We start from the raw sequence: 13652 nt of genomic DNA on the forward strand, positions 1-13652 counted from the left end.
ATCACCACGCTCGACTTCCCGAAGGGCTTCCTCTGGGGCGCCGCCACCGCGGCGCACCAGATCGAGGGCAACAACACCAACTCGAACTGGTGGGCGCACGAGCACGAGCCGGACACCACCATCGTCGAACCCTCCGGCGACGCCGCGGACAGCTACCACCGCTACCGCGACGACATCCGGATCGCCGCCGAGCTCGGCCTGAACTCGTACCGCTTCAGCATCGAGTGGGCGCGCATCGAGCCGGAGCGCGGGTTCGTCAGCCGCGCCGAGATCGACCACTACCGCCGCATGGTCGAGACGTGCCACGAGTTCGGCATCGAACCGATCGTCACGCTCATGCACTTCACGGTGCCCCGCTGGTTCGAGCGCGACGGCTTCTGGCGCGCCCCTGACGCCGCCGACCTGTTCGCCCGGTACACGGAAGCGGCGCTCCCCGTGGTGTCCGACGGCGTCCGGTACGTCTGCACGATCAACGAGCCGAACATCGCGGCGATGCTCGCCGGCGGCGAGGACGCGTCGAACCTCGTGGCCTACGGCCTGCCGAACCCGGACCTCGGCGTCGCCGACGCCCTGCTGGCCAGCCACAAGCGGTCGCGCGAGGTGCTGGGACAGGTGCCGGGCCTCCAGTCCGGGTGGACCATCGCGACCCAGGCCTTCACGTCGACCGGCGAGCCCGGCGCGGACGCGATGCTCCGCGAGTACGGGTACCCGCGCGACGACTGGTACCTCGAGAACGCTGCCGGCGACGACTTCCTCGGCGTGCAGGCGTACACCCGGACCTTCATCGGCGCTTCCGGTCCGTTGCCCGTGGCGGACGACGTCGAGACGACCCTGACCGGCTGGGAGTTCTACCCCGAGGCCTCGGCCGACGGGCTGCGCAGCGCGTGGGAGCTCTCCGGCGGCGTCCCGCTGATGATCACCGAGAACGGCATCGCCACCGCCGACGACACCCGTCGGCAGGCGTACACGCAGGGCGCCCTCGAGGGCATCCACCGCTGCATCGAGGACGGCATCGAGGTCCTGGGCTACCAGCACTGGTCGCTCCTGGACAACTACGAGTGGGCGTCCGGCTTCCGACCGACCTTCGGCCTGGTGTCGTGGGACCCGGAGACCTTCGAGCGCACCCCGAAGCCGTCCGCGCACTGGTACGGGAAGGTCGCACAGGCGAACGCCCTCGAGACGGCGGAGTAGTCCGCCCGCTCGATCAGCTGCCCGAGTAGTAGTGCGCCAACTGCTCCGCGACCGCACGGTCGCGGAGCAGTTCTGCGCGCGCGGTGGCGGTCGAACCCTCGTCGTCCTCGGCGTTCACGTCGACGTCGAGTGCGAGCACCGACCGCACGGTGTCCAGGTCGCCGGAGTCGACCGCGGCGATCAGCAGGGACGCGCCCCGTGAGCCGAGCGCCCTGGTGTCCGCACCCGCAGCGGCGAGCGACCGCACGATCGCGGCGTGGCCACCCCATGCGGCGCGGACGATCGGGGTGTTGCCGTCGCCGTCCCGGGCCTCCAGGTCGGCGCCCGCAACGACGAGCACGTCGATCGCCCGACGTGCGTCGCGGTCGATCGCCAGCGTCAGCGGCGTCCGCCCCTCGGCGTCCGTGAGCTGCAGTGACGCACCGCGGTGGAGGAGCTCCTCGAGCATCTCGGGCCGGTCGAACCACGCGGCGGCATGGAGCGGGGCGAAGCCCCAACGCGGGTCGACGTCGTCGACGTCGCTCGCGTCGTCGGCCAGGTGCAGCCCGCCCAGGTCGCCGTACGCGGCGGCACGCACCACCTCGGTGGCGTACTCGACCCAACCGTCGGGCACCGGGCCGTGCCACCCACGTGCCGGGCGAGCGTCGAGCTCGGTGTAGACGGACTCGGGGACGCTGCGGATCGCGACCCGGACGCTGCGGAAGCGGATCGCCACCTCGCCGACGGGTGAGACGAGCAGACGGAGCTCCCACCGGTCGAGGTCGTGCAGGTACTCGAGCTCGCCACGGACGACGTGGGCGTCCCCGGCGAGCAGCGCGGCAGGGTCGGTGTCCGGTGGGTCGACCACCGCGTCACGAAGGCGGAGCGTGACCCTGGCGTGGTTCCACCGACGCCACAGGCCGTCGGGTGTGTCGAGCACCTCGTCGTTGCGGACGATGACCTCGGTGTGCACGACGACCGGGTCAGGGACGCCGTGCCCGGGCAGGTCGACCGTCGTCCCGGTGTCGTCGTCATCGTCGTCGTCCGGGTGCGCGAGGTCCGGGTGCTCGACGTCCCATCGTGCGATGCGGGAGTCGGTCCACTTGACGGTCAGGAGCGCGGCGACGGCCGGGGGAGCGTCCTCGAGCACCCGGGCGACGTGTTCCCGCTGTCCGTCGAAGTCCTCGAGGGAGACGTAGCCCACGGACGGCCAGTTCACTCGACTCCATCGCACGGGTCGACACTACCCCGCGGACACCCGACGCCCACGGGTTCGCCGATCGGCGGGCCCGCGCTGCAGCAGTCGGGTGACGGGGCGGTCGATCGTCCACCACACCACGACCGAGGTTGCAACCGCTGCGACCAGTGCTCCGATGGTGGCGGCCACCGGCGCTGCCGCGCCCGAGACGACCGCAGCGACGACGGCGACCGTGGCCGGAGCGACGATGGGGTGCGTCAGGTAGAGCGCGTACGAGGCGTCACCGAGCGTGCGTCCGACCGGGCCGATCCGAGGGCCCAGCAGGGGCTCGCTCGCCACCGTCACCAGCAGGACCACCGTGGCGAGCGGCAGCAGTGCGAGGCCCGGGAGCGATGCCCCCGCCACCGCGCCGACGGCGAGCCAGAGCGCGATGATCGCTGCGAGCCGGACCAGGAGCGCTCGGGTGGTCCGGTCGAGCGCCCAGGTCCCGACGGCCATGCCGACCAGGAAGCAGAGGACGAACCGGTTGGCGTGGAACTGCCACGTCGGCCATCCCTCGGGCCCGCGGAACGCCGAGGCGACCGCCAGGCCGGTGAACACGACGACGGCGAGTCGGAACGGGTCGGTGCGGGCGGCGAGGGCGATCGTCACGACCAGGTAGAAGAGCAGTTCGAACGAGAGCGTCCAGGTGACCGTGTAGAACGGCTCGACGACCGCGTCCGGACCGCGGCCCGGCAGGAACAGGTACGACAGCGCGATGTACGTCGGGGACGACGACGTGCGCTCGAGGGTCGCCGGAGCGACCACCATCATGAGCAGCTTCGCCGTCATCACCGCCCACGCGAGCGGGAGGATCCGGACCAGTCGACGGCGCAGGAAGCCCCACGCGGTCGGCCGCGGAGTGCGTCGCGTGACCACGACGGCCACGAACCCGCTGATCGCGAAGAACACCGTGACGCCGATCTGCCCGGTCGGCACATCCGCCAGGGGTGTGTCGAGTCGCGCGTGCAGGTAGGTCGGCACGTGGGAGCAGACCACCAGGAGCGCGGCGACGAACCGCAGCACCTGGACGCCGGTGAACGTCGGTCGCGAGATGGCCATGACCCCAGACTGCGGCCGGGGTGGTCTCGAAGGCCAGTTGTCCACATGTTGTATTTTACATAAAAGAACTCGTACGCCTTGCGTCTGCCATGAATACCGAGGATTACTCCGAACGCTCGGATCTGTCGCAGGCTGGCCGGATGCATCTCACCGCACCTCCCCCTGGTACCACCGCGCGAGCGCGCGTGTCCCGTCGTCACCGCGGCTTCGCTGCCGCTGCGATCGCCGGGGTCGCGCTCGTCGCCGTCCTCTCGGACCCGACGGAGCCCCGCGCCGCCCGCGCCGCGGCTCCGACGGCCATCCCGACGATCCGCCCGGTCGGCGGCAGCGGTCTCTTCGGTCCGGACCAGCAACCCCGCTTCGCGATCGGAGGTGTCGAACGTGCCGCCGACGTCTCCTGGAAGATCAACGACACCACGGGGACCATCGTCGAGTCGGGCTCCGGGCGGTCTGCCGTCCAGTCGGTCGAAGTGCATCCCGCGCGGGACCTGCCCTCGGGCACCTACCGGCTGACCGTCAACGCCCCTGGCGGCGCCACCGCGTCGTACCGCTTCCTCCGGACCCTCGCCGGTCCCGCGGCCCAGGACCCGTACTTCGGCCTGGGCGTGAACCCGGTGTCGGGCGCGCTCCCCACGCTCGATGCCCTCGGCGCCGGCACCTACCGGCAGGACCTGCAGTGGAGCGCCGTCGAGAAGGTCGCCGGGACCTTCGACTTCGCCGCCGTCGACGCCCGGATCGACCCGATCGTGCGCGATCGCGGCGTCCGCCCGCTGTTCGTCCTCGACTACGGCCACGTCGCGTACACCGGCGGGGCGATGGTCCCGCCGGACATGGCCAAGCCGGCCCAAGCCGCGGCATGGAAGCGCTACGTCCGCGAGACCGTCACGCACATGCGGGCGCGGCACCCCGACGCCGACCTGTCGTACGAGGTCTGGAACGAGTGGACGAACAACCACGGAGCCCTCCCGGACACCCCGGCTGCGTACATCGCGCTCGCGAGCGTCACGGCAGCGGTCATCCGGGACGCCGACCCCGCGGCCACGATCGTCGGACCGACCCAGAACTCGGTGTCCGCGAAGGAGCGTGCTTGGCTCGCCGACTGGTTCACCGCCGGCGGGGCCGACCACGTCGACGCCGTCAGCGTGCACCCGTACAGCAACCCGTGGGCGCCAGAGGCCTGCGCCGAGACCAGCCCGTGCATCGAGGACGCACTCGCGTGGCTCCGGAAGACGGCCGACCTGCACCCGCGCGCCGACGGGACGCCGCTGCCCATCTGGATCACCGAGGTCGGGTGGCCGACGCGGTTCGGTGGTGCCGGGTGGGTCCAACCCGAGGACCAGACCGCGTACATCCTGCGCACCTACGGCATCGCAGCGCGGTACGGCGTCGAGCGGCTGTACCTGTTCGAGATGGCCGAACCCACACTCGCCGACCCGGACGGCCTCGCCCGGACCTTCGGGCTGACCGGCACCGCGGCCAGTGGGTACGAACCGAAGACCTCGGCCGCCGGTTGGGCGACCATGCAACGCGTCCTGGCCGGCAAGCGGTTCGTGGCGGAGCACCGGTCCGGTGCCGTGCGGCACATGCGGTTCACCTCGCCCGACGGCAAGCACCACACCCGTATCGTCTGGCAGTCGTCGTCGCAGTCCGAGTCGACGTCCGTCCGGGTCTCGCTCCGGGGGACCGGGCGGCTCGTGGAGCCCACCGGATCGGAACGGCCGATCACCGGGTCCGGCGGCAAGCTCGACATGTCCGCCAAGTGGATCCCGCGCTTCGTCGTCTGGGACGAGTAGCCCCGAACGGCCCCGCCGGAACTCCGGCGGGGCCGTCGTCCCGCACGTCGGGTCATGCGACGTGCGGAGCCGTGGTCGGGTCGAACGGGTGTCGGACGCCGTCTTCGTCGAGTCCGTGCCAGCCTTGCCAACGTCCGCGGAGCTGTGCCCGCTGGAACCGCAGACCGTCGCGGTCTCGTCGCGCCCGGGCCACGAACACGGCAGCCACCGAACGTGCGATCCAGTACGCGGCCTGTCCGCGCAGCCGGTGCTTCCGGAGGACCCGCCCGAAACCACGGTTGTACCGCAGGACCTTCGCCAAGGTCTCGTCCGTCATGCCGTCGTGGCGGAAGTCGCCGTGGCGGACCGTCGTGTCCGGCATGTAGTGGATCCGCGCGCCGTTGCGGAGCGCCCGGATGACGAGGTCGTTCTCCTCCCCGGATCCGAACGGGGTCGCCGAACCGGTGCCGAGCGCGACGTCGAACACCCCGTTCTGCTCGATCAGCTCCCGCCGGAGGAAGATGCCGGCCGCGACGATCGTCCGCGGGACCCGCCAGCTCGTCACCCTGCTCGGACGGCGCTGCCAGCGCAGCATGGTGCCGCTGTCGTCGGCGGCACGGCAGGGGATCGCAGCGCCGTCGAGGCCTTGCTCGTCGAAGCGCTCGGACAGCAGCTCGAGCACGCCGTCGTCGAACCAGCAGTCGTCGTCGGGGAACGCGACGATGTCCCCCCGCAGCACCGCGAGCCCTCGGTTGCGCCCGCGACTCACACCGCGGACCCCCGGCTCGTGGACGTGTTCGGCGTGACCGGCGTCGATGAGGTCCTGCAGGAACGGGAAGGCATCGGGTTCGGGGCGCTGCTCCACGACCGTCACGAAGACGGGCACGCTCGCGCGGCGTATGGACTCGAGGCACCGTTCGATGTGCTCGGGTGGGCGGATCGTCGAGATGACCAGGTGGAACCGGTGCTCCGAAGTGTGGGCGGTGGTCATGCGGACGCCCCGCTCGAGTCCAGGAGGGCCGTCGTCGACCGCACACCGTGCCGCCATTCCGACAGTTCACGACGGATGCCCTCGAGCCGTTCCTGCTGCGCGAACACCGCTCCGGTGATGGCCGATCGGGCCGTGTCCGCCTGCCGCATCGCGCGCACGAGGTCGTCCGCGGTGTGCCCCACGGTGATCGGTGCCGGGTGGCCGGTGAGGCTGGCCCAGAAGTCGTCGCACTTCGATGCGTACGACAGCGGCACGGTCGGGACGTCGAGGGAGACCGCGGCGACGGCACCGTGCAGGCGCTCGGAGACGACGAGGTCGCAGGCGGCGATCGCCGACATCGTCTCGGCGACGTCGGCGTACTCGTGGACGACCGACGGGGTCCGGAGTCGCTCGGACAGCGTTCGTGCGACTGCCCGATCGGGGACGGACAGTGCGAACGCCACCACCTGGTCGGCTCCGGTGGCGCGCGCGTGCGCGTCCACAGCGGTGGCCACGGTCTCGACGTCGAACCGCGAGGTCGGGTCCGAGCCGAGGCTCACGCCGATCCGGCGTTCGCCGGGGGTACCGGCAGGCTGCACCGGTCGGACGAGCGGGTAGAGGAGTGCCGGATCGCCGCTGATCGTGACCGGGCCGAGGTGTGTCGTGACCTCGAGTTCGGTGATCGGTCCGCGGACACCGGCGATCCGGAGCCGGTCGAGGTCGTGCCAGGCCTCCCAGTCCTGCTGGTGCCGATCGAGCGCGTACGTGTCCGAGCCGGCGGCTGCCCCGAGTCCCACGCCGACGATGCCGGCCGCGACGTAGTTCCGGGCAGCGAGTCGTGCGTGCTCCGCCCACGCCGCGAAGCCGACGGTGGTACCGCCGCCGATCAGGACGACGCGCTCGGCTCGGCGGGTGCGCAGTCGGTCGCGCGCGAAGGAGGCCGCCCCACGGAGGTAGTCACGAGCGTTGAGCGGGGCCACGATGTCGAGCGGATCGTCGAGGGCGGCGCGCCAGGTCTCGTGGAGCAGGTCGTCGCCGAAGTTGGCGTGTCCCTGCCAGCCGAGGTAGACGAAGGAGCGGCGATCGGTGGGGGTCATCGGGCGTCCTCGGAGGTCCGACGAGCTCGTGACGCGCGGCGAGGACTCTCGCTGAGTGGCGCGGACGGCTCGTAGTTGTAGTAGGTCTTGGCACGGCGTTGCGGGGGCAGTCGGTTGACGACGAGGCCGAGCAGGCGCGCACCCACCTGGTGCACGGTGTGCTCGGCCGCGGTGAAGTCCGCACGCCGTGTCTGGCCGTTCACGCTGACGACGAGCAGCACGCCGGAGCAGATCGCTCCGAGGACGGCCGGGTCGGTCACCGGGAGCATCGGTGGTGCGTCGATGATGACGTACTCGTAGCGGGACTCGAGCTCGCGGACGAGCATGATCATCCGGCTCGAGCTGAGCAGCTCGCTCGGGTTCGGCGGGACGCGGCCGGCAGCGAGCACGTGCAGCGGGTTGTCGGCTCCGACCTCCTGGATCGCGTCGTCGAGCGCCACCTGGCGGGTGAGGACGGTTGACAGTCCGACGCGGCTCTCGATGCCGAGGTAGGTACCTGTCGTCGGCCGGCGCAGGTCGGCGTCGACCAGGATCACCTTCGAGCCGTTCTGCGCGAGCATGAGCGCGAGGTTCACCGCGGTGGTTGATTTGCCCTCGCCCGGAGTGGCACTCGTGACGACGATGCTCTGCGCGGCTCCGTCCAGGTTCGTGTAGGTCAAGTGGGTCCTGAGCTGCCGGAAGGCCTCGGCTCGCGTGCTGTAGCGGTTGTCGACGGAGACGAGCGGCTCCTTCGCGATGGTCTCGTCCACAGCGAACTCACCGAGGACGCTCGCGTCGGTGAGTCGCCGCAGTGCCTCGAACGAGCGGAGCCGGGTGTCGAGGACCTCGCGCAGGACGGCCTGGGCGACGCCGAGGGCGAGTCCTGCGAGCACTCCGATGGCGAGGTTGACGGGCAGGCGCGGGGCGAAGGGTGCAGTCGGTGCCGTGGCGCGCTGGAAGACGCTGAGGTGGACGAGGTCGTTGGATGCCGAGGCGGACTTCTCGACCTGTTCGACGACTTCGACGAGTTGTTCCGTGACGGCGTTGGCGATCTTCGCTGCCTGGGTCGGCGACGTGTCGGTCGCGGTGATCGAGATGAGCACGGTGTCGGTCTGGGATTCGGCGGTCACCCGTCCGCCGAGGTCGGTCCCGGCGGGCAGACCGACCTGCTCGGCCGCGAGTCGGAGCACCTGTGGCGTCACGGCCAGCGCCTCGTAGGACTTGACGCGGGCGGCCGAAAAGTTGTTCCCCTGGCTGAGGTCGTTCACGGAACCGCCGGCCGCGACGGAGACGAAGACCTCGCTCGAGGCGCGGTACTGCGCCGGCTGGACGGCGGTGAGCGCTGCGGCCATCCCCACGGCGAGGACGACCACAGCCGTGATCGAGAGCCAGCGGTGCCGCAGCACGTCGATGAACTGCGCGAGCGTCATCCGCCGCCTTTCGATCCGGTTTGTCGATGTGTGATACTCAGAGTAATCGATATGAAATACGAGTACAACCACGAGGCGAGAGGCGTTCGATGACACTCCTGGGGATCGTGCTCGTCGCCGCGCTGGGGATCGCGCTCTCCGTCCGCCGCGACTGGCTCCCGGTGATCGTCGGCGTGGCCGCCGGCTTGCCGTTCTCAGCCGCGGTGGCCATCGGCGGGAACGGTGTCCCGCTGTTCTCCGTCGCGGCGGCAGCGTGCGGCGTGGCGCTCCTCAGTACTCCACGACTCGGCACGTCGCACTGGACGGCCAACGCGTTCGTGGTGTTCCTCGCCTGGGCCACGGTCATCACCGCGCTCGGCCCGTGGATGTTCGCCGGCATCCGAGTGCTGGTCCCGCGGGGCGGCGTCGACGGTCAGGTCATGGACCCGGGGTTCCTCGGCTACTCGATCAGCAACGGGGCGCAGATGGCGTACCTGCTCCTCGCCGCGTGCGCGACGCTCTACCTCGTCCGTGTGCGCGGCGCCGTGGTCGCCGCCGGCACCGCACTCGTCGTCGGCACGGTCCTGACGAGCCTGCGCGGACTGCTGGTCACCGTGCAGGCCGACTTCCTCGGCCCGGTGTTCGACTCGCTGCCGAACGTCGCGTACTCGTGGGTCGGGCCCGGCGCTCGGCTGCGCGGCGTGTTCAGCGAACCGAGCGAACTCGCGGCGTTCTCGCTGCCGGCGGCGGCGTTTTCCGTGATGGCGGCGATGCGGTCGCGTGGGCCGGCGAAGTGGCTCTGGTCGATCGCGTGCGTCCTCGCGTGCTCGAACCTGCTGCAGGCCTCGTCGGGGACGGCCGTCGCTGCCTCTGCCGCGTTCATCGCCATCGGCCTCGTCCTGCTCGCCGTCCGGTACGTGCTCCGTGGGGGCATCGGCACCCCGTGGTTGGTCATCGGTGCGCTCACACTCGGCGTGCTCGCGCTCACGGTCGGGGACCAGTTGGCCGCTCCGGTGCAGGAGCTGGTCGACGACAAGGTCGGCAGCACGTCCTGGGACTCGCGGACCGGGGCGGACGACTTCAGCTGGGGCGTGATCGCCGACACCCTCGGGCTCGGGACCGGGCTCGGCGGCAACCGCCCGTCGTCGTTCGCGCTGTCCCTGCTCTCGACGCTGGGCGTGCCCGGCACCGTCGCCTTCGCCGTGCTCGTACTCGGGCTCGTGGCAACGGCGATGCGCACCCCGGAGACGGTCCCCGTCGCCGTCGCCCTCGTCGCCCTGATCGTCTCGAAGGTCGTCGGGACGCCGGACCTCTCCACCCCGGTCCTCTGGGTCCTCATCGCCGCCTGCGCCGTCCCGACCTGGAGCCGACACGGCTTGCGGAGTCGGTTCGACGAGCGCCCCCTCCCAACCCTCGTCCGGACAGGAGCCCGACCGTGACCGCCATCCTCATCGTCTGCGAGGGGAACGTCTGCCGTTCCCCCTACGTCGAACGCGTGCTGCAGGCCCGCCTCGATGCCGTTGCACCCGGCCGCTTCGCCGTGACCAGCGCCGGGACCGCCGCGGTGGTGGGAGCGCCGATGTTCCCGCGCTCCGCCGCCGCTGCGCGACGGCGCGGTGCCGACCCGGACGGGTTCGCCTCGACACCGCTGTCGGCAGCTGCGCTCACCGGGATGGACCTCGTGCTCACGACGGAACGCTCCCACCGCGCCGCCGTCCTCGACCTCGCACCCGCGCTGCTGCGGCGGACCTTCACGCTCCGCGAGTTCGAACGACTCGTCCGCCCCGTGCTGGAACAGGACGAGGTCGGCCCCGACTTCTGGGAGACGTTCCCCCGGGTCGTCGCGCGGACGCGCATCGCGACCGCGCCGAGCACCCCGGAGGACGACGACCTGACCGACCCGGTCCGCGGCGACGCGGCCGACCACGACCGCATGTGCGTGCTCGCGGACGCGGCGATCGACGCCGTCGCCGCCTGCGCTGTGGCAACGGAAGGAGCGGACCGTGCGCGGACTGCTGGTGCATGAGTGGATCGAACCCGTCGGCGGCGCCGAGCGGGTCCTCGACGCGATGGCGGCGGAGTACCCGGATGCCGACCTGTTCGGGCTGTGGAACGACGCCCCCGACCGCTACGCCGACCGTCGGGTGATCGAGAGCGCGATCGCCCGCACACCGCTCCGCGGCCGGAAGGCGCTGGCCGTCCCCGTCTTGCCGGCCCTCTGGTCGCACGGGCTCCGGCACCTCGACGAGTACGACTGGGCACTGGTCAGCTCGCATCTCTTCGCGCACCAGGCCCGGGTGCCCGGCGTCGACCCCTCCCGGCAGTTCACCTACGTGCACACCCCGGCGCGGTACCTCTGGAACCCCGAGCTCGACGCCCGTGGCGCCTCGGCCGCCGCCCGCGTCGCGGGGCCGCTCCTGCGGGCGGTCGACCGCCGCCGCGCCCGTGGGCTGTGCAACGTCGCGGCGAACAGCCGCTTCGTGCAGCGGCGCATCCGCGACAGTTGGGGTGCCGACGCCGTCGTCATCCACCCACCGGTCGGGGTCGAGCGGCTCACTGCCGTCGACGACTGGGCCACGGCGCTCGACGACTGCGAACGGTCGCTGCTCGAGTCGCTCCCCGAGGGCTTCCTGCTCGGCGCCTCGCGCTTCGTGCCGTACAAGCGGCTCGACGTGGTCATCGAGGCCGGTCGCGCTTCAGGACGTCCGGTGGTCCTCGCCGGCGACGGACCCGACCTTGAGCGGCTCCAGGACCTCGCCGATGCATCGGGCGCAGATGTCAGGCTCGTCGTACGTCCCTCGGACGCCTTGCTCGCCGCGCTCCTGCAGCGCGCATCCGTCTACGTGTTCCCGCCGGTCGAGGACTTCGGCATCATGCCGGTCGAGGCCATGGCCCTCGGCACACCGGTCGTCGTGAACGCCGCGGGCGGCGCGTGCGACTCCGTCGAGGCCGGACGGAGCGGCGTCGTCCTCGACGACTTCCAGGACGCCACGCTCCGGTCGGCCGTCGAGGCTGCCGTCGGACTCGATGCCGCCGACTGCCGGGCGCGGGCCGAGTCGTTCTCGACGGCGCGCTTCCAGCGCGAGATCGCCGCGTGGACCGGGATCCGCAGCGCGTCGCGTGTCTGACGACGGTGCGGCCGGGAGGCCCGGTACGGCTCCCGTGGATCGGCTGGCGGCGGCGACGGGCGAACGTCCGGAGCCGCCGTCGCGCATCAGCGCGCGGCTGCGAGCAGGACGTCCTCGATCTGGCCGACCACGTGGGCGAGTTCGTACCGCGTGACGGATCGGCGGCCGTTCTCGGCGAGCCTGCCCCGGGCCTCCCGGTCGGTCGCGAGCCGCACCATGGCGGACGCGAGCGCATCGACGTCACCCGGCGGGACGAGCAGCCCGTCCTCGCCGTCGGTGATGACCTCGGCAGGGCCGCCTGCGTCGGCGGCGATCACCGGGCGGCCGAGCGCCATGGCCTCGACGACGACCTGTCCGAAGGGTTCCGGTCGGGTGCTCGCGTGGACGACGACGTCGCACGCGGCCATCTCGGCCTCGACGTCGCTGCTGTGCCCGCGGAAGTCGACGACGTCGGCGATGCGGAGCTCGGCGGCGAGGACGCCGAGCTCGCGTTCGAACAGGGCGTCGTCGCCGAAGAGCGGCGCCCCGATCAGCCGCAGCCGGGCCGACGGGTCGAGCCCGGCCGACCGCGCAGCGGCGAACGCGCGCAGCACGACGTCCTGTCCCTTCCAGGGGGTCAGCCGGCCGACCATCCCGAGCGTGAACGGGTCACTCGTGCGCGGCGGGGTCGTCGCCGGAACGGCTGTCGGACACCCGATGACGGCGGCCGGGCGACGCAGACGACCGAGCGATCGCGCGGTCGTACGCGAGTTCGCGATGACGGTGCGGGGGAGGAGCCGGAGCGCAGTGTGGAGCAGTGCTGCGTTGGCGCGTGACGAGCCGCTCGCGCCGACGATGTCGTGGACGTGCGCGACGACCGGGATCCCGACCAACCGTCCCGCGAGGCCGCCGTAGACGTGTGCCTTCGCCGAGTGGGTGTAGACGACCCGGGTGCCCATCGCTCGGAGCAGCTCGGCCAGCGCGCTTGTCGTGCGCACCGTCGAGCGGACGTTCCCGACGGTGCCCGTCGTCGTGCCGACGCTGTGGTCGCGGACGGACGCATCGAGCGGTAGGACCTCGCAGTGGACGCCCGCTCCGGCGAGGACCTCCTCGAGGGGGCCGTGCTCGCCGAGCACCACGACCGGCGTCAGCCGGGTGCACGCGGCGGTCACCCGGCTGACCAGCAGTTCCGCCCCGGAGAGGGCTGCGCTGTGGCTGAGGAAGGCCACCACGGGCCGCGGGTCGCTTGTCACGCATCCAGCATATCGCGTATTGTATAGAACGTGACATACGAATGTCACCGAGCCCGAAGACGTGCCTCGGACCTCCCCTCCCCCAGCAGAACGGAACCCGTCATGACCATGACTCCCACCCGCCGCGCGCTCGTCACCGGGCTGACCCTCTTCGGCATCCTCGGCGCCGTCACGGCCTGCTCCGGCACCGACGACGAGCCCACGCCGAAGCCCAGCGCGAGCTCCACCGCCACCGCGAAGAGCGAGGTCTTCAGCACCCCGCCCGCCGACATCGAGAAGGTCCGCGCCGAGTGCAAGGACGGCAAGGCCGTCGTCGACCAGGCGAACAAGGACGTCACCCTCGGTGACTGCGCCTCGGTGGAGGTCACCGCGGGCAACTCCGTCATCCACCTCGGCGACGTCGAGAAGCTCGTGGTGTCCGGTTCCATCAACGACATCGCAGCGAAGCAGGTCGGCTCGGTCGAGGTCACCACCGACGGTAACCGCCTCATCAGCGACAACGAGCCGAAGGTCACCGATACGGGCAAGGACAACGTGTTCCGCACACGCTGATCGATCTGTTCCACGAAGAACGCCGCCGGCATCCTGCTGGCGGC

At 71.5% G+C, this 13652-nt stretch carries 12 protein-coding genes; 6 read left to right on the top strand and 6 right to left on the bottom strand.

All coding sequences use genetic code 11. The features are described 5' to 3' along the window. Window positions 1-1191 (top strand): glycoside hydrolase family 1 protein, encoded by a 1191-nt coding sequence (locus KZI27_RS03760; RefSeq protein ID WP_222661173.1) that lies wholly within the window; start codon window positions 1-3, stop codon window positions 1189-1191. 13 nt (window positions 1192-1204) lie between these two features. Here KZI27_RS03760 and KZI27_RS03765 read toward each other — a convergent pair whose 3' ends face one another. Together KZI27_RS03765 and KZI27_RS03770 are read right to left on the bottom strand one after the other, a co-directional pair. Further along, window positions 1205-2404: an ankyrin repeat domain-containing protein gene (locus KZI27_RS03765; RefSeq protein ID WP_222659373.1), complete on the bottom strand. Its 1200-nt coding sequence runs from the start codon at window positions 2402-2404 to the stop codon at window positions 1205-1207. 9 nt (window positions 2405-2413) lie between these two features. After that, complete coding sequence (locus tag KZI27_RS03770; protein WP_222659374.1) at window positions 2414-3469, bottom strand: acyltransferase family protein; 1056 nt, start codon at window positions 3467-3469, stop codon at window positions 2414-2416. Window positions 3470-3654: 185 nt separating this feature from the next. Here KZI27_RS03770 and KZI27_RS03775 point away from each other — a divergent pair, with 185 nt between their 5' ends. Further along, window positions 3655-5262, top strand: coding sequence for a GH39 family glycosyl hydrolase (locus tag KZI27_RS03775; RefSeq protein ID WP_222659375.1), 1608 nt, complete (start codon window positions 3655-3657; stop codon window positions 5260-5262). 52 nt (window positions 5263-5314) lie between these two features. Here KZI27_RS03775 and KZI27_RS03780 read toward each other — a convergent pair whose 3' ends face one another. Genes KZI27_RS03780 through KZI27_RS03790 form a run of 3 tightly spaced genes read right to left on the bottom strand, consistent with a single transcriptional unit; the run spans window position 5315 to window position 8717 of the window. Next, a complete protein-coding gene (locus KZI27_RS03780) occupies window positions 5315-6232 on the bottom strand; it encodes a glycosyltransferase family 2 protein (RefSeq protein WP_222659376.1) in 918 nt (305 codons plus the stop codon). Further along, on the bottom strand, window positions 6229-7308 hold the full coding sequence (locus tag KZI27_RS03785) for a polysaccharide pyruvyl transferase family protein (protein WP_222659377.1): 1080 nt from the start codon (window positions 7306-7308) through the stop codon (window positions 6229-6231). The genes KZI27_RS03780 and KZI27_RS03785 overlap by 4 nt, the downstream gene beginning before the upstream one ends. Next, window positions 7305-8717 (bottom strand): polysaccharide biosynthesis tyrosine autokinase, encoded by a 1413-nt coding sequence (locus KZI27_RS03790; protein WP_222659378.1) that lies wholly within the window; start codon window positions 8715-8717, stop codon window positions 7305-7307. Before KZI27_RS03790 ends, KZI27_RS03785 begins: the two co-directional genes overlap by 4 nt. An 89-nt stretch (window positions 8718-8806) precedes the next feature. Here KZI27_RS03790 and KZI27_RS03795 point away from each other — a divergent pair, with 89 nt between their 5' ends. The 3 genes from KZI27_RS03795 to KZI27_RS03805 are packed head-to-tail and all read left to right on the top strand — an operon-like array spanning window position 8807 to window position 11824. Then, complete coding sequence (locus KZI27_RS03795; RefSeq protein ID WP_222659379.1) at window positions 8807-10135, top strand: hypothetical protein; 1329 nt, start codon at window positions 8807-8809, stop codon at window positions 10133-10135. Further along, the gene (locus KZI27_RS03800) at window positions 10132-10722 is read left to right on the top strand and encodes a low molecular weight phosphatase family protein (protein WP_222659380.1); all 591 of its coding nucleotides are present in this window, start codon (window positions 10132-10134) and stop codon (window positions 10720-10722) included. The genes KZI27_RS03795 and KZI27_RS03800 overlap by 4 nt, the downstream gene beginning before the upstream one ends. Next, entirely contained in the window at window positions 10700-11824 is a 1125-nt protein-coding gene (locus tag KZI27_RS03805; RefSeq protein WP_222659381.1) for a glycosyltransferase, read from the top strand. The genes KZI27_RS03800 and KZI27_RS03805 overlap by 23 nt, the downstream gene beginning before the upstream one ends. Window positions 11825-11910: 86 nt before the next feature. Here KZI27_RS03805 and KZI27_RS03810 read toward each other — a convergent pair whose 3' ends face one another. After that, the gene (locus tag KZI27_RS03810) at window positions 11911-13056 is read right to left on the bottom strand and encodes a glycosyltransferase (protein ID WP_222659382.1); all 1146 of its coding nucleotides are present in this window, start codon (window positions 13054-13056) and stop codon (window positions 11911-11913) included. A 102-nt stretch (window positions 13057-13158) separates the two neighbouring features. Here KZI27_RS03810 and KZI27_RS03815 point away from each other — a divergent pair, with 102 nt between their 5' ends. After that, a complete protein-coding gene (locus tag KZI27_RS03815; protein WP_222659383.1) occupies window positions 13159-13608 on the top strand; it encodes a hypothetical protein in 450 nt (149 codons plus the stop codon). Window positions 13609-13652: the final 44 nt, after the last annotated feature.

This window comes from Curtobacterium sp. TC1 (genome assembly GCF_019844075.1).
Classification (GTDB): Bacteria; Actinomycetota; Actinomycetes; order Actinomycetales; family Microbacteriaceae; genus Curtobacterium.